Genomic DNA, 15587 nt, shown 5'->3' on the forward strand with positions numbered 1-15587 from the left:
TGCCCGCAGCCGGACGACGACCTTTTCCGGTCCTTCCCGAGTGGGGGCCTGGCTGGGCGGCGGGCCCGGCGGGGGCGGGCGCCCGCGCAGGGGCGCGGGGGACGGCGTGCTCAGCCACCACCCGCCCGCAGCCGAGCAACGACCTATGTCGGCTCCTCCAGCGGACCGCCCAGCTCACGGGCCATGTCCGCCCGCAACCGCAAGGTCGTCACGAGCCGCTGGAACGCTTCCGCCCAGTACCCGCCGGCGCCCGGTGACGCGTCCTCCCCCTCCTCCGGCACGGCCAGCAGCCCGTCCAGCCGTGACGCCTCCGCGGGATCCAGGCACCGCTCGGCGAGCCCCATCACCCCGCTGAAACTCCAGGGATAGCTCCCCGCGTCCCGGGCGATGTCGAGTGCGTCCACCACCGCCCGGCCGAGCGGTTCCGTCCAGGGCACGGCGCACACCCCGAGCAGCTGGAACGCCTCGGACAGGCCGTGCATCGCGATGAATCCGGCCACCCAGTCGGCCCGTTCCCCGGCACCGAGCGCGCCCAGCAGCTTCGCCCGCTCGGCGAGGGACACGGCGCCCGGCCCGCCCGCCTCGGGCGCGCCGGGCGTCCCGAGCAGCGCCCGGGACCACTCCGCGTCCCGCTGCCGCGCCGCCGCCCGGCACCAGGCCGCGTGCAGCTCGGCCTGCCAGCCGTCCGCCACCGGCAGCGCCACGATCTCCCGCGGCGTACGCCCGCCGAGCCGCCGTGACCACGTACCGAGCGGTGCCGCCTCCAGCAGCTGGCCCAGCCACCAGGACCGTTCGCCTCGCCCCGTGGGAGGTTTGGCCACCACGCCGTCCCGCTCCATCGCCGCGTCGCACTCGGGCGGCGCCTCGACCGCGATCGTCGGATCGCCGAGCGTGTGGTCGATTGCGACACAGGCCCCGGCCCGGACCGCCATCCGCGCCGCCAGCGCCGAATCGGGCAGCGCGGACAGCAACTCCGCGGCCATCGCCCGCACATTCCGGCTGCGGTCGGCCAACGCCCGCTCCAGGAACGGCTCGTCAGCGGCGTCCAGACCCGCGCGCAGTGAGTCGAGGAACATCAGCCGGTCCTCGGCGCGCTCCGCCGACCACGTCGATGTCAGCAACTCGCGGCCCATCACGGGTCTGGACGCGCGGATCGCCGCGAGCAGCGCCACTCGCTCGGCGAACAGGCCCTCTTCCCACAGCCGTTGCACCTCGGCGGCGTCGTCGAGGTCCGGCAGCGCCGCGCCGCCGCCCGGTGCCGCCCGCAGGGCGAACCGCCAGTCCGGGTTGAGCCGGGCCAGCCACAGCCCCCGCGGCCCGGCGAACGCGAGCGCCGCGGGGCGCAGGTCCGTGCGCCCCCGGGCCGCGTCCAGCAGCGCGGGCAGGGTCTCTGGGGGCGCGGCATAGCCGTGCTCGTTCGCCGTCGCCAGCCACTGGGGCAGCAGCTCCATCAGATCGGGCGCGGTGCCGCGGCGACCGCCGCCGGTGCCGGGACGGTCGGCCAGCAGCAGGGCGAGCCGGTTGGCCGCGGCGGCGGGCAGGGCGGGACGCGGGTCCTCGGCGGCCGGCTCCGGGCGCCGCGCCGCCGCGGCCGGGCGCAGGCCCGCCCGTCGCCGTACGGTCGCCAGGGCCGCCGCGTCCAGCAGCGTCACGGGTGCCTCGCGGCCGTGCCCGCCGCCCGTGGGCGGACGCCGGTCGGTGCCGAGCAGTGCCGTGGTGACGAGATCCTCCCAGGCACCGACGGCGGTCGTGGCGGTCGTGGCGGTCGTGGCGTCCGTCGTGTTCACGGCATCCGTGGCGTTCGCGCTGTTCGTGGCGCCCGGCGGAGCGGCGGTGCCGGTCTCCTGGCCGGCGGCATCGGACACCTGGGCAGTGATCCCGGACTCCCGGGTGGCGACATCGGACGCCTGGCCGGCGGCACCGCTCTCCTGAGGGGTGGCACCGGCATCCTGGGCGGCGATACCGGACTCCTGGACGGTGGCGCCGTTCATGCGACTCCTTCTGGTCGGGGATCCCGCGGTCTCCGGTCGGTTCAGCACAGCGCCACCGCCTTCCCCTCGCCCTCCGGCCAGGCCGTCAGCGGAGTGAAGCCCCCGTGGCCGCACTCGCCGAACACCTTGACCGGGGCGCCTCCGGAGAGGGCGACCAGTCGCCACAGCCCGGAGCGGGAGCGGGCGGCCGGGGTCAGCGGCAGCGCACCCGACCCGTCGGCGTCCGCCAACTGCCAGGAGCCGCCGTCCGGCGTGGGGACGACCCGGTCCAACGTCACCGGCACCGCGTCCAGCCACGGGTCGTCCCGCAGCGCCTTGCCGTACCGGGCGATCGCCCGCGCAGTCGTCTCGCCCCGCGGCCGGGTCGCGGCGGGTGCGGGTGGCGCGAACTGCTCCCCCAGCGTGGCGCGCGACTGGCCCGCGCCGGGGTGGACGGACACCTCCGCCTCCAGCGCCAGCCCGACCGGCAGGGCCTGCTCGGGGGCCCGGCCGGCCGCGCCGTAGGAGAGGAGCAGACAGACGCGGGCCGACTCTTCGCCGTACAGCCAGATCCGGCGCGTCGTCAGCTTCGCGTCCGCCGTGTCGTACTGGGCGAGGACGAGCCAGCGGTCCCGTACCGCCGGGCCGTCCGCCGTGGCGGGCAGGCCGATCCGGGAACGGACCGTCGCCGCGAGGCCGTCCGGCAGCCGGTCCCGGCGCAGCCAGCCCTGGTCGAGGAGGTGCAGCAGTGCGCACTCCTCCAGCAGCCGCACCGGCCAGCCCGGACCGGAACCGGGTATGGCGCCCAACTCCCGCACTCGTGCGGCCAGTCCGGGGGCCTGCGCGTCGACCATGCGGGCCGCGGTCTCCTCCCACAGCCCGTACCCCGCCTGCTCCGCGGCGGCCAGCCCGCCGCGCAGCAGGTCGGCCAGGCGCTGCTCCAGTTCCGTCGCGCCCGCCGTGACCCGCTCGGCCCGGCGCTCCGCCCGGCGCCGCGCGGCCCCGGGATCACCGGATCCGGCGGCGGATCCGGCCGCGGCCGACTGCCGTTTCTCCTGGGCGCGCTGTTTCCGCCCCGTTGTCCATTGCTCCGCCCAGTCCGGCGCCTGCCCCGTCGGCACCGCGGCGTCCCCGCCCGCCCACAGCAGCAGCAGTCCGAGCGCGTGCTTGCACGGGAACTTGCGGCTCGGACAACTGCACTTGTACGCGGGGCCGGACGCGTCCGCGACGTCCACCACCGTCTGATACGGCTTGCTGCCACTGCCCTTGCACAGTCCCCACACCGTCCCCTCGTCGGAACTCCCCGCCCCGGTCCACGGCCCGGCCGTGCCGAGTTTGCTTCCCGCTTTGCGTGATGCTGCGTCAGGCGCCAGTGCCAGCACCTGGTCCGCGGTCCAGCGCACCCCCTGCTGAGTCATGCCATCGACGGTAGATCCCCCCACTGACATTCGCCCCGGCCAAAGCGTTTTCGCAGGTCAGAATGGATTGTCAGTGGTGTGGTGCACGGTGGACACCAGATCCGAACCGGCCGAGCTGGAGGGGGCCTCAGCCATGTCTGTGTCCGTGGAACCTACGTCCGTCGAACCGAGCCAGAACCACTCCGCGCCCGCGAACGCGGGGCAGGAGCTGCGCCCGCACGCCGAGGACGCCTTCGCCGCCGAACTCACGGCGCTCGCCGCGCAGGACGACCGCCCGCGCCCGGCCCGCTGGAAGCTGTCGCCGTGGGCGGTCGCCACCTATCTGCTCGGCGGCACACTCCCCGACGGCACGGTGATCACACCGAAGTACGTGGGTCCGCGCCGCATCGTCGAGGTGGCCGTCACCACGCTCGCCACCGACCGCGCCCTGCTCCTGCTCGGCGTGCCCGGCACCGCGAAGACCTGGGTGTCCGAACACCTGGCCGCCGCGGTCAGCGGCGACTCGACGCTGCTGGTGCAGGGCACGGCGGGCACCCCCGAGGAGGCCATCCGCTACGGCTGGAACTACGCGCAGTTGCTCGCCCACGGCCCGAGCCGGGACGCCCTCGTGCCCAGCCCGGTGATGCGGGCCATGGCGGAGGGCATGACCGCCCGGGTGGAGGAGCTGACCCGGATCCCGGCCGATGTGCAGGACACGCTGATCACCATCCTGTCCGAGAAGACGCTGCCGATACCGGAACTGGGCCAGGAGGTGCAGGCGGTCCGCGGCTTCAACCTGATCGCCACGGCCAACGACCGCGACCGCGGGGTCAACGACCTCTCCAGCGCCCTGCGCCGCCGCTTCAACACGGTGGTGCTGCCGCTGCCGGCCGACACCGACGCCGAGGTCGACATCGTCTCGCGCCGTGTCGACCAGATCGGCCGCTCCCTCGACCTGCCCACGGCGCCCGACGGCATCGACGAGATCCGCCGCGTCGTGACCGTCTTCCGTGAACTGCGCGACGGCATCACCGCCGACGGCCGTACGAAGCTCAAGTCGCCCAGCGGCACCCTGTCCACCGCCGAGGCCATCTCCGTCGTCACCAGCGGGCTCGCCCTGGCCGCCCACTTCGGCGACGGTGTGCTGCGGGCGGGCGACGTCGCCGCGGGCATCCTGGGCGCCGTCGTCCGTGACCCGGCGGCCGACCGCGTCATCTGGCAGGAGTACCTGGAGACCGTCGTCCGCGAGCGGGACGGCTGGAAGGACTTCTACCGGGCCTGCCGGGAGGTGAGCGCGTGAGCGACGCCGGACCTCTGCTGCTCGGCGTGCGGCACCACGGGCCGGGCTCGGCGCGGGCCGTGCGGGCCGCGCTGGACGCCGCCGCGCCCCGAGCCGTGCTGATCGAGGGGCCGCCCGAGGCCGACGCCCTCGTCCCGCTGGCCGCCGACCCGGACATGCGGCCCCCGGTCGCGCTCCTCGCCCATGCCGTGGACGAGCCCGGCCACTCGGCGTTCTGGCCGCTGGCCGAGTTCTCCCCGGAGTGGGTGGCCCTCCGATGGGCCTTGGCACACGACGTGCCGGCCCGTTTCGTCGACCTGCCCGCCACGCACACCCTGGCGTGGCGGAAAGAGGAGGAAGAACAGCCCGCGCCCGCGGACGGCCCCGAAGAGTCGCCTTCGCCGTCCGCGCCCGCCGACCCTCCCACCCCTTCCACCCCTTCCACCCCGTCCGCCCCCGCTGTTCCTTCCGCACCTCCCGTCGATCACGCCCTTCGGCTCGACCCGTTGGCCGTGCTCGCCGAGACCGCCGGATACGACGACCCCGAGCACTGGTGGGAGGACGTCGTCGAGCACCGGGGGGCCGCGGACCCGGGGGAGGGGGCGGCGGGGCGGGAGGCCGCGCTCGCACCGTTCGCCGCCCTGGAGGAGGCGATGGGGGCGCTGCGGGAGACGTACGGCTGCGGTGGCCACGACCGGGACCTGGTGCGGGAAGCCCATATGCGCCTGCAACTACGGGCCGCGCGGCGTGAGTTCGGTGAGGGCGTGGCGGTCGTGTGCGGGGCCTGGCACGTGCCGGCGCTGCGCCGGAGGCACGCCGTCACCGCCGACCGGGCGCTGCTGAAGGGCCTTCCCAAGGTCAAGGTGGACATGACCTGGGTGCCGTGGACGCACCGCAGGCTGTCCCGCAGCAGCGGCTACGGCGCGGGCATCGACTCACCCGGTTGGTACGGACACCTGTTCAGCGCGCGGGACCGGCCCGTCGAGCGGTGGCTGACCAAGGTGGCGGAGCTGCTGCGCGAGGAGGACCGGATCGTGTCGTCCGCGCACGTCATCGAGGCGGTCCGGCTGGCCGGGACGCTCGCCGCGATGCGCGGACGCCCGCTGCCGGGACTGACCGAGACGACCGACGCGGTGCGCGCCGTGATGTGCGACGGCTCCGACGTGCCACTGGCGCTCGTGCACGACCGGCTGGTGGTCGGCGACGTCCTCGGGGAGGTGCCGGACACGGCGCCCGCCGTGCCGTTGCAGCGGGACCTGACCCTGCTCCAACGACGGTTGCGGCTCAAGCCCGAGGCACTGGACCGGGAGGCGGAGCTGGACCTGCGCAAAGAGACCGACGGCGAGCGCAGCCGGCTGCTGCACCGGCTGCGGCTGCTGGGCATCCACTGGGGCGAGCCGGTCTCGTCACGCGGCAGTACGGGTACGTTCCGGGAGACCTGGCGGCTGCGCTGGGAACCGGAACTGTCCGTCCGGGTCGCGGAGGCCGGGGTGTGGGGCACGACCGTCGCCGCCGCCGCGACCGCCAAGGCCGAGGCGGACGCGACGGGCGCGCAGGCACTCGCCGAGGTGACCGCGCTGGCCGAGCACTGCCTGCTGGCCGGACTGCGCGACGCGCTCCCGGTGGTGATGCGGGTCCTCGCCGACCGGGCGGCACTCGACGCCGACGTCGGTCACCTGGCGCAGGCCCTTCCCGCCCTGGTCCGTTCCCTGCGCTACGGCGACGTACGCGGCACGGACACCCAGTCGCTCGCCGAGGTCGCGGCGGGGCTCGCCGAGCGGATCTTCGTCGGGCTGCCGCCCGCCTGCACCGCCCTCGACGCGGACGCTGCCGAGCACATGCGCGGGCAGGTGGACGCGGTGCACGGCGCGGTGGGGCTCCTCGCCGAGAGTTCCCCCGCCGGCCACGGTGACCTGCGCAGCCGCTGGCGCTCCGTACTGCGGTCGCTGTCCGGCAGGGACAGCGTGCCCGGAATCATCCGCGGCCGGGCCGTGCGGCTCCTGCTGGACGAGGGGGAGGTCGGCCAGGACGAGGCGGCCCGGCTGATGGGGCTCGTGCTCTCCCCGGGCACACCGCCGCAGGACGCCGCCGCGTGGATCGAAGGCTTCGTGGGCGGCGGCGGAGGCATGCTGCTCGTGCACGACGAGCGGCTGCTGGGGCTGGTCGACGCATGGCTGACCGGAGTGCCGGCGGAGGCGTTCACCGACGTACTGCCACTGTTGCGGCGGACGTTCTCGTCGTACGAGCCGGGTGTGCGGCGGACCCTCGGCGAACTGGTACGGCGCGGCCCTGGGACACGGGGCGACGCGAGCGCGGGCCGGGCGCCGGGCACGACCGGCTTCGCCCCGGAACCGGACACCGAGCGCGCGGACGAAGTAGTGCCGCTGGTACGGCTGCTGCTCGGCCTCGACACCGACGGCGGTGGGATCCCGGGGACTTCGGGAGCCCAGGAGACGGGGGTCAACGGCGAGAGCCCGGCGGACGCCGTCGGCGCCCACGGCAACGACCTGGTGGGGGCAGGCACATGACGACCATGGAGACCAAGACGACCACGGAGACCAAGACGGCCACGCAGACCAGGACGGTCAAGGAGACGGCGGAGACCGTGGAGACCACGGTGCCCGACACGGCCGCGAAGCCCGGGACGATCGAGACACTGGGGATGGGGACATCGGCGGAGTCCGGGATGGCCGCGGAGTCTGAGACGGGCGCGGAGCCCGAGACGGCCACCGGGACCGGGACGGCCTCAGCCGCGTTCCCGGCGGCGGGCGCGGTCGAGACCACGACGGCCGCAGTCGAGCCGGCGCTTCCCGCTGACCTCGGCCAGGCCGCCCAGGAGCGGCTGCGGCGCTGGCGCCTGGTGCTCGGCGGCGAGTCCGCCGACGGGACCGGATGCACCCTGCGCGGACAGGACGCGGCCATGGACGGGGCGCTGACCGCGCTCTACGGGAAGGGGGACAGACCTCAGTCGGGACGGGACCGTACGGCGGGGCTCGGGGCGTCCGCACCGTCCGTGGCCCGCTGGCTCGGCGACATCCGCACCTACTTCCCCTCCTCCGTCGTCCAGGTCATGCAACGCGACGCCATCGACCGGCTCGGGCTGGACTCCCTGCTGCTGGAACCGGAGATGCTGGAGGCGGTGGAGGCCGATGTGCACCTCGTCGGCACACTGCTCTCGCTCAACAAGGCGATGCCGGAGACCACGAAGGAGACCGCGAGGGCTGTCGTGCGCAAGGTCGTCGAGGACCTGGAGAAGCGGCTCGCCACCCGTACCCGGGCCACGCTCACCGGTGCCCTGGACCGCAGCGCCCGCATCAACCGGCCGCGCCACCACGACATCGACTGGAACCGTACGATCGCGGCCAACCTCAAGCACTACCTGCCCGAGTACCGCACGATCGTGCCGGAGCGGCTCATCGGCTACGGGCGCGCCTCGCGGTCCGTGAAGAAGGAAGTCATCCTCTGTATCGACCAGTCGGGATCGATGGCGGCGTCCGTCGTCTACGCCTCCGTGTTCGGGGCGGTGCTTGCGTCCATGCGGTCCATCGACACCCGGCTCGTCGTCTTCGACACGGCCGTCGTCGACCTCACCGACCAACTGGACGACCCGGTCGACGTCCTGTTCGGTACGCAACTCGGCGGTGGCACGGACATCAACCGGGCGCTCGCCCACTGCCAGTCGCAGATCACCCGGCCGACAGAGACGGTGGTCGTCCTCATCAGCGACCTGTACGAGGGCGGCATACGGAACGAGATGCTCAAGCGGGTCGCGGCGATGAAGGCGTCGGGAGTGCAGTTCGTGACTCTGCTCGCGCTGTCGGACGAGGGGGCGCCCGCATACGACCATGAACACGCGGCGGCGCTGGCCGCGTTGGGCGCACCGGCCTTCGCCTGCACGCCCGACCTGTTCCCCGAAATCATGGCGGCGGCGATCGAGAAGCGCCCGCTGCCGATACCGGACGGCGGGTGAGGCCAAGGACGGAGGGGGTGACAACCCATCCCGACGTGGGGCGTCGGCGTTTACGGTTCGGCTCGCGGCGCAGCCGTTCCCGTGGCGTGGCGTGGCGTGGCGTGGCCTGGCCCTGAGTCCTGGCGTGCGGCGGGGCCGCCGCGTCTCACTCGCTGCGGCCCCCGTGCGGGGTCCTCGTCTGCCTCCCTCGGCGGCGGAGTGGGTTGTGTGACGCACATGGGTCACGTGACGCGCGTGACCTGCCATGACCTGCGTGAATCGTGTGATCCATGGGGGCACTCGGGACCGGTCCGACGTCTGTGCCGGGTCTGACGTCTGTGTCCGGTCCGACGGTCTGTGTCCGGACGGGCACAGACGCCTCACTGACAGCCGTCACGCCCCCACTGACGGGCGTGACGGCTCTGACAAGAGTGACGAGCCTGACAGCTGTGACCTGACAACCGCGAGGGGGCTGATGAGCGTGATCTGTGTGACGGGTGTGGCGTCCGGTCCGTATCCCGCGGGCGGGCAGGTCGGTCCTCATTGGGGTGGGGATCAGCCGCCCCGGGCCCCTTCGGGGCCCTTCCAGGGGCCCCACCGGGTCAACCCCAGCCCGGTGGGGTCCCGCGCCGTCGCCCCGCTCTGGCACGCCGTGCCAGCAAACTCGGCATCATGTGACAGGTATCACCGCTCAGGTGTGACCCGCGATTTAGAGGCCCCCCTGAACCAGCGATAACCTGCGAGACGGACATGCCGCGCGCTCGGACACCGTGTGCGCCTCCCTAGTGACACATGCGGACGTCACGTTGCCCTTCGCGGCACGCCCACGCATCCAACGAACCGCGAGATCACTGATAGGGACGGAAGCGCGTGGACCTGTTCGAGTACCAGGCGAGGGACCTCTTCGCCAAGCACGATGTACCGGTGCTGGCCGGTGAAGTCATCGACACGCCTGAGGCGGCGCGCGGGATCACCGAGCGACTGGGCGGCAAGTCCGTCGTCAAGGCGCAGGTGAAGGTCGGTGGTCGTGGCAAGGCCGGCGGTGTCAAGCTGGCCGCTTCCGCGGACGAGGCCGTCGCCCGGGCGACGGACATCCTCGGCATGGACATCAAGGGCCACACGGTCCACAAGGTCATGATCGCCGAGACCGCCCCGGAGATCGTCGAGGAGTACTACGTCTCCTTCCTCCTCGACCGCGCCAACCGCACGTTCCTCTCCATCGCCTCGGTCGAGGGCGGCATGGAGATCGAAGAGGTGGCGGCCACCCGCCCCGAGGCGGTCGCCAAGACCCCGATCGACGCGATCGACGGTGTGACCCCGGAGAAGGCCCGCGAGATCGTCGAGGCCGCGAAGTTCCCCGCCGAGGTCGCCGACAAGGTCGCGAACGTCCTGGTCAAGCTGTGGGACACCTTCATCAAGGAGGACGCCCTCCTGGTCGAGGTGAACCCGCTGGCCAAGGTCGCCTCCGGTGAGGTCATCGCCCTCGACGGCAAGGTGTCCCTGGACGACAACGCCGAGTTCCGGCACCCGGACTTCGAGGAGCTCCACGACAAGGCCGCGGCCAACCCGCTGGAGGCCGCCGCCAAGGAGAAGAACCTCAACTACGTCAAGCTCGACGGCGAGGTCGGCATCATCGGCAACGGCGCCGGCCTGGTCATGTCGACCCTGGACGTCGTCGCGTACGCCGGTGAGAAGCACGGTGGCGTCAAGCCCGCCAACTTCCTCGACATCGGTGGCGGCGCCTCCGCCCAGGTCATGGCGAACGGCCTGGAGATCATCCTCGGCGACCCGGACGTCAAGTCCGTGTTCGTCAACGTCTTCGGTGGCATCACCGCCTGTGACGAGGTCGCCAACGGCATCGTGCAGGCCCTGAAGCTCCTGGAGGACAAGGGCGAGGACGTCACCAAGCCGCTCGTCGTCCGCCTCGACGGCAACAACGCCGAGCTGGGCCGCAAGATCCTCTCCGACGCCGCCCACCCGCTGGTGCAGCGCGTCGACACCATGGACGGCGCGGCCGACAAGGCCGCCGAACTGGCCGCCGCCAAGTAAGCACCTAGGACGAGGACATCAAGACACCATGGCTATCTGGCTCAACAAGGACAGCAAGGTCATCGTCCAGGGCATGACCGGCGCCACCGGCATGAAGCACACCAAGCTCATGCTCGGCGACGGCACCAACGTCGTGGGCGGCGTGAACCCGCGCAAGGCGGGTCAGACCGTGGACTTCGACGGCACCGAGGTACCCGTCTTCGGCACCGTCAAGGAGGCCATCGAGAAGACCGGCGCCGACGTCTCCGTCATCTTCGTACCGGAGAAGTTCACCAAGGACGCGGTCGTCGAGGCCATCGAGGCCGAGATCCCGCTGGCCGTCGTGATCACCGAGGGTATCGCCGTGCACGACTCGGCATCCTTCTGGGCGTACGCCGGCAAGAAGGGCAACAAGACCCGCATCATCGGCCCGAACTGCCCCGGCATCATCACCCCGGGCCAGTCGAACGTCGGCATCATCCCGGGCGACATCACCAAGCCGGGCCGCATCGGCCTGGTCTCCAAGTCCGGCACGCTGACCTACCAGATGATGTACGAGCTGCGGGACATCGGCTTCTCGACGGCCGTCGGCATCGGTGGCGACCCGATCATCGGCACCACCCACATCGACGCCCTGGCCGCCTTCCAGGACGACCCCGACACCGACCTGATCGTCATGATCGGTGAGATCGGCGGCGACGCCGAGGAGCGGGCCGCGGCCTTCATCAAGGAGAACGTGACCAAGCCGGTCGTCGGCTACGTCGCGGGCTTCACCGCCCCCGAGGGCAAGACCATGGGCCACGCCGGTGCCATCGTCTCCGGTTCGTCCGGCACCGCGCAGGCGAAGAAGGAGGCCCTGGAGGCCGCCGGCGTCAAGGTCGGCAAGACGCCGACCGAGACCGCCAAGCTCGCCCGCGGCATCCTCGGCAGCTGAAACCACCGGGCGCACCCGCGCCCACGCCGAGCGGGCACATGAGGCCCGCCGGCGCATGACGCCGACCGGCACATGACGCTGACCGGCGCATCGACGAAGGGGTCCGCATCCCGACCGGATGCGGACCCCTTCCGTCTGCCCTCTTCTCATGGGCTCACCGGCTCATGGGCTCACCGGCTCACCGGCACCAGCCGCTCCGGTCCGTTCGTGGTCGCCGTCCGCAGCTTGGTCCTCAGCTGCTGTTCCGCGTGCGACAACGGACCCAGCGCCGCCTCGGCCGGAACGCCCCGGATCGCCTGGGCCGGCGCGAGCGGGGGCTCGTAGTGCGTCGGCGCGGTGCGCAGGGTGAGAGCCGTCGAACCGATGATCGTGATCGTGAAGGCGATGGCGGCCTGGGTCCAGAAGCGGTTCCGGCGCTCGCCGTGGGTCCGCACCGGCTCCGGCTTCGCCGGGCGCAGCCGCTCCGCGGCGGCCAGTTCCGCCAGCCGCCGGTGCAGCACCGCGGGGTCCGACACCTCGGGGACCCGCGCGGCCACCTCCGCGCGGGCGCGGGTCAGACGGCTCGCCGTCGCCGGGGTGCTGGCCTCCGTCTCCGCCGCGGTCTCGGGCAGGCCGAGCCCGACGCCGTCGTACAGCACGAGCGCGCGACGGTAGGAGGGCGGAAGCCCGAGAAGGGCGTTGAGCAGCGCGCGGTCGCCCGGGTCGGCGGGCGGGGGATCGGGGCGCCGGTATCGGGGGCGGAAACGGTGCCAGGGGGAGAGGGCGTACTCGTACGCCGCCGCCCGTACCCAGCCCGCCGGATCCCGGTCCAGGGCCACCTCCGGCCAGCTCTGCCAGGCCAGTTGGAAGGCCCGCTCCACGGATTCGCGCGCGAGTTCGGGCCGCCCGCTGAGCAGATACGTCTGCCGTACGAGGGCGGGGGCACAGAACGCGTACAGCGCGTCGAACGCCTGAGCGGGCGTCAGGCCGGGCAGTGCCGCGTCCTCGTTCGTCAAGGGTGCCAGGCCGGGCTGGGGCGCCGTCACCTCTGCCGATCCCGCGATGTGGTGACGGTCCGTCGTCTCTTCCTCGTCGGACCGTGGTGGTGGGCTCGCAGGACTCCGCATCACCGTACGCCCTTTCGTGCGAAAAAGAACATAAACATATATTGAGCGACACTTCGGCGGTTCGCCTGTTACAGCGGGAAAGCGCGTGTCGTTGGGAGCATGGCCGGCGTGACGCAGATGACCGCTCGCCGACCGTCGTTGTCGTCCCTGCTGACCCGGCTGCGCGACCGCGCGCCCGGGTGGGGCGCGAGTCTCGTGGGCGGTGTGATCGCCGCGGGTCTCGGACTCGGCGCGGCTGCCGCGCTGGTGACGGTGCTGTGGATCAGCTCGCCGTATCCCGACAGTGGTCCGGGCAGCGCGCTGCACGTCGCCGCATCGCTGTGGCTGCTCGCGCACGGCGTCGAACTGATCCGTACCGACACCCTGTCAGGTGCACCCGCGCCCATGGGCATCACCCCGCTGCTGCTGCTCCTGCCGCCGGTGTGGCTGCTGTACCGGGCGGCGCGCGACGCGGTGGACGCGCCCGAGGACTCCGACGGGCCGCCGGTCGCCGCGCGCAGGGCGTGGGCCGGCGTCGTCCTCGGCTACCTCACCGTCGGCGTCCTCGCCACGCTGTACGCCTCCGGTGGTGCACTGCGGCCCGACTGGGTCTGGGCCGCGCTGTCTCTGCCGCTGGTCGCGGCGGGGGCATCGGGCGTGGGGGTGTGGACGGCGTACGGCCGCCCGCTCGGGTGGCTCTCCGGTGCGTCGGCGCTGTGGCCGGGGCGGCTGCGCCGACCGGCTGCCGGGCCGGGCGCGCACAGTGGTCTCGGTACCGCCGCGCGCGCCGCCGGGGCCGGGACCGCGGTGCTCCTGGGCGGCGGGGCGCTGCTGCTCACGGTGTCCCTGGTGACCCACGGCGGGGCAGCGCGCGGCGCATTTCTGCAGCTCACGGAGGGCTGGTCCGGGCGGTGCGCGGTGCTGCTGCTGTGCATGGGGCTGGTGCCGAACGCGGCGGTCTGGGCGGCCGCCTACGGTCTCGGGCCCGGGTTCGTCCTCGGCACGGGGCACATGGTGTCCCCGCTGTCCTCCGATCCCGCGCCGCTGCTGCCGCCGTTCCCCCTGCTGGCGGCGGTCCCGGACGCGGGGGCAGGCGGCCCGCTGAACTGGGTGGCCGGGGCGGTTCCGGTGGTGGCGGGGCTGACGGTGGCCTGGTTCACGGCGGGATCGGCCGTGGGACGACGGCCCGCACACGGAGACACCGCTGCGGGTGCGGGCGTGGCTGCTGCGGCTGTGGCTTCGGGTGCGGTTTCGGGCCGGACACCGCGGGCGGCACGGTCCGAGTGGTCGGCCGCGCGGACCGCGGGTCTGGTGGCGTTGGCGGGCGGATTGTGCGGGGCGGTGTTCGCGCTGCTCGCCGAGACGGCCGGCGGCCCGCTCGGCAGCGCGGCGCTCGCCCGGTTCGGGCCGGTGTGGTGGCAGTCGGGCGGCGCGGCGGGGATCTGGATCGCGGGGGTGGGAATCCCGGTGGCGCTGCTGGTACGGGCGTGGCGGTTGCGGACCTGGCGGCTGCTCGGGTGGCGGCGACGGGAGCGGGCTACGCGGGGTACGGGTGCGGGCACGGCCAAGCCGGAGGCGGGCCGGGCGGCACAGCCCACGGGCCGGGGCGGCAGGGCGGTCGGCGCCGCGCGGTCCGGCGGGGCTCGGTCCGGTGGGGCGGTCGGCGCCGAGGCGTACGACTTCCTGCCCGCGGTCGCGCCCCGTGCGACCTATACGGCTGAGGCGGCCGACGTGACCGAAGCGGTCGCTGTGGCCGACGTGACCGATGGGGTGGCCGATGTGGCCAGTGCGGGTGGTGTGGCCGATGCGGGCCATGAGCAGGGCGTGCAGACCCGGCATGACGAGGCTTCCCGGGAGGCCCGCTGGGCGGCACTGCGCGAAGCCGCACCGCCGGACGGCCCGTAAGAGAGGGGAAAAGCCGCGAAACCCGCGAGGACCGAGGAGGCAGCCGGCCCCCCCCGCGGTCAGCTGTTCGTGCCCAGCAGGCTGCGCAGTTCCTGGGGGAGCAGGTGGTTGCAGGACTGTCTGGCCTCGTTGGTGAGGGCGTCGTTCACACAGGTGTAGTAGTCGCGGTAGGCCAGCTGCGCCGTGAAGGTCGCGGCGACCACCGCGAGCGCCAGCAGGGCGGTGACCAGACCGCTGATCGCCGCCGTGGTCTGCGGGCGGCCGGTCTGCACGGGCGCCGGGCGGTCCGGGTCCGGGGTGCGCGGCTTGGCGCGCAGCGCGCTGATGCCCCAGTACAGAGCCAGTGCACCCAGCAGCAGCGCCACGTACGCCCAGCTGAAGAGGGCGAAGAAGAAGGCCCACATGCCGCACAGCAGGGCGTAACGCGCGCGGCGCTGGGCGGGGTCCGTCGGGTCCCACCGCATGGCGGGACCGGGGGCACCGCCGCCCGGACCCTCGGGACCGGCGCCGGGGCGCTCGCCGAAGCCGCCGGGGGAGCGGCCGGGCTGCTGGTCGCTCCACTGGCTGCCCCAGGGAGCGGGGCGCTGCGGAGGGCGGCTCTCGTCCGGGGCGGAGTCGTCCCCGCCGCCGACGGGTCGCCGCGGCTGCCAGGGACGGTCCGGCGTGCCCTCGGGCGGCGGCGCGAACGGATTGTCGTCCTGCGCGGCGCCGCCCCGCTCGTCCCCGTTCTGCCTGTCCGAGGGGGTGCCGGTGTGCTGTCCGCCCGAGGGTGCGTCGGGCGGCGAGGACGGCCGCTCCCGCACCAGCACGGCACCAAGCCCCCCTCCCTGCACCGACTGCGGGGGGAACGTGAGGAGTCGCAGACTGCGGTCCGGCATCAAATGAGCGTCTTCCCTAGGTGAATAAGGCTGTCCGACAAGAGCTGACACTTCGGCAACGCACCGCCCGACGACAGCGTTCCCGAGTTGCTTCGTCTCAGACGCTACCTTCCGGCCACGCCCCCGTCCCGCGGGGGCCGTTCCGAGTGCCGGTATCGTTGC

The 15587-nt window shown here is 73.4% G+C and carries 10 protein-coding genes; 6 read left to right on the forward strand and 4 right to left on the reverse strand.

Annotation, left to right across the window (positions count from 1 at the left end):
* Positions 1-143: 143 nt before the first annotated feature.
* Together ACFY2B_RS01775 and ACFY2B_RS01780 are read right to left on the reverse strand one after the other, a co-directional pair.
* On the reverse strand, positions 144-1991 hold the full coding sequence (locus tag ACFY2B_RS01775; RefSeq protein WP_390761141.1) for a DUF5691 domain-containing protein: 1848 nt from the start codon (positions 1989-1991) through the stop codon (positions 144-146).
* 41 nt (positions 1992-2032) lie between these two features.
* Positions 2033-3388, reverse strand: a complete 1356-nt coding sequence (locus tag ACFY2B_RS01780) for an SWIM zinc finger family protein (protein ID WP_390761142.1) — start codon at positions 3386-3388, stop codon at positions 2033-2035.
* 133 nt (positions 3389-3521) lie between these two features.
* Between ACFY2B_RS01780 and ACFY2B_RS01785 the strand changes: the two genes are divergently transcribed.
* The 5 genes from ACFY2B_RS01785 to sucD all read left to right on the forward strand — a co-directional run bounded on the left by ACFY2B_RS01785 (position 3522) and on the right by sucD (position 11557).
* Positions 3522-4667, forward strand: a complete 1146-nt coding sequence (locus ACFY2B_RS01785; protein ID WP_390761143.1) for an AAA family ATPase — start codon at positions 3522-3524, stop codon at positions 4665-4667.
* The gene (locus tag ACFY2B_RS01790; protein ID WP_390761144.1) at positions 4664-7174 is read left to right on the forward strand and encodes a DUF5682 family protein; all 2511 of its coding nucleotides are present in this window, start codon (positions 4664-4666) and stop codon (positions 7172-7174) included. Before ACFY2B_RS01785 ends, ACFY2B_RS01790 begins: the two co-directional genes overlap by 4 nt.
* Before the next feature lie 158 nt (positions 7175-7332).
* Positions 7333-8616: a VWA domain-containing protein gene (locus ACFY2B_RS01795; protein WP_390761518.1), complete on the forward strand. Its 1284-nt coding sequence runs from the start codon at positions 7333-7335 to the stop codon at positions 8614-8616.
* 849 nt (positions 8617-9465) lie between these two features.
* The gene (gene sucC, locus ACFY2B_RS01800; protein WP_376524160.1) at positions 9466-10644 is read left to right on the forward strand and encodes an ADP-forming succinate--CoA ligase subunit beta; all 1179 of its coding nucleotides are present in this window, start codon (positions 9466-9468) and stop codon (positions 10642-10644) included.
* A 28-nt stretch (positions 10645-10672) separates the two neighbouring features.
* On the forward strand, positions 10673-11557 hold the full coding sequence (gene sucD / locus ACFY2B_RS01805) for a succinate--CoA ligase subunit alpha (RefSeq protein ID WP_376524161.1): 885 nt from the start codon (positions 10673-10675) through the stop codon (positions 11555-11557).
* A 170-nt stretch (positions 11558-11727) separates the two neighbouring features.
* Here sucD and ACFY2B_RS01810 read toward each other — a convergent pair whose 3' ends face one another.
* On the reverse strand, positions 11728-12663 hold the full coding sequence (locus tag ACFY2B_RS01810; protein WP_390761145.1) for a sigma factor-like helix-turn-helix DNA-binding protein: 936 nt from the start codon (positions 12661-12663) through the stop codon (positions 11728-11730).
* A gap of 99 nt (positions 12664-12762) precedes the next feature.
* On the opposite strand from ACFY2B_RS01810, the gene ACFY2B_RS01815 reads away from it, so the two are divergent.
* Positions 12763-14547, forward strand: coding sequence for a DUF6350 family protein (locus tag ACFY2B_RS01815; protein ID WP_390761146.1), 1785 nt, complete (start codon positions 12763-12765; stop codon positions 14545-14547).
* A gap of 59 nt (positions 14548-14606) precedes the next feature.
* On the opposite strand, the gene ACFY2B_RS01820 is transcribed toward ACFY2B_RS01815, so the two are convergent.
* The gene (locus ACFY2B_RS01820; RefSeq protein WP_390761147.1) at positions 14607-15425 is read right to left on the reverse strand and encodes a hypothetical protein; all 819 of its coding nucleotides are present in this window, start codon (positions 15423-15425) and stop codon (positions 14607-14609) included.
* Positions 15426-15587 lie beyond the last annotated feature (162 nt).

Source organism: Streptomyces sp. NPDC001270 (assembly GCF_042896695.1).
GTDB lineage: Bacteria > Actinomycetota > Actinomycetes > Streptomycetales > Streptomycetaceae > Streptomyces.

Bases quoted from the DNA above. Each gene is read 5' to 3' on its own strand.
- ACFY2B_RS01775 (WP_390761141.1), bottom strand. From the start codon at position 1,991: ATGAACGGCGCCACCGTCCAGGAGTCCGGTATCGCCGCCCAGGATGCC.
- ACFY2B_RS01780 (WP_390761142.1), bottom strand. From the start codon at position 3,388: ATGACTCAGCAGGGGGTGCGCTGGACCGCGGACCAGGTGCTGGCACTG.
- ACFY2B_RS01785 (WP_390761143.1), top strand. From the start codon at position 3,522: ATGTCTGTGTCCGTGGAACCTACGTCCGTCGAACCGAGCCAGAACCAC.
- ACFY2B_RS01795 (WP_390761518.1), top strand. From the start codon at position 7,333: ATGGCCGCGGAGTCTGAGACGGGCGCGGAGCCCGAGACGGCCACCGGG.
- sucD (WP_376524161.1), top strand. From the start codon at position 10,673: ATGGCTATCTGGCTCAACAAGGACAGCAAGGTCATCGTCCAGGGCATG.
- ACFY2B_RS01810 (WP_390761145.1), bottom strand. From the start codon at position 12,663: ATGCGGAGTCCTGCGAGCCCACCACCACGGTCCGACGAGGAAGAGACG.
- ACFY2B_RS01815 (WP_390761146.1), top strand. From the start codon at position 12,763: ATGGCCGGCGTGACGCAGATGACCGCTCGCCGACCGTCGTTGTCGTCC.
- ACFY2B_RS01820 (WP_390761147.1), bottom strand. From the start codon at position 15,425: ATGCCGGACCGCAGTCTGCGACTCCTCACGTTCCCCCCGCAGTCGGTG.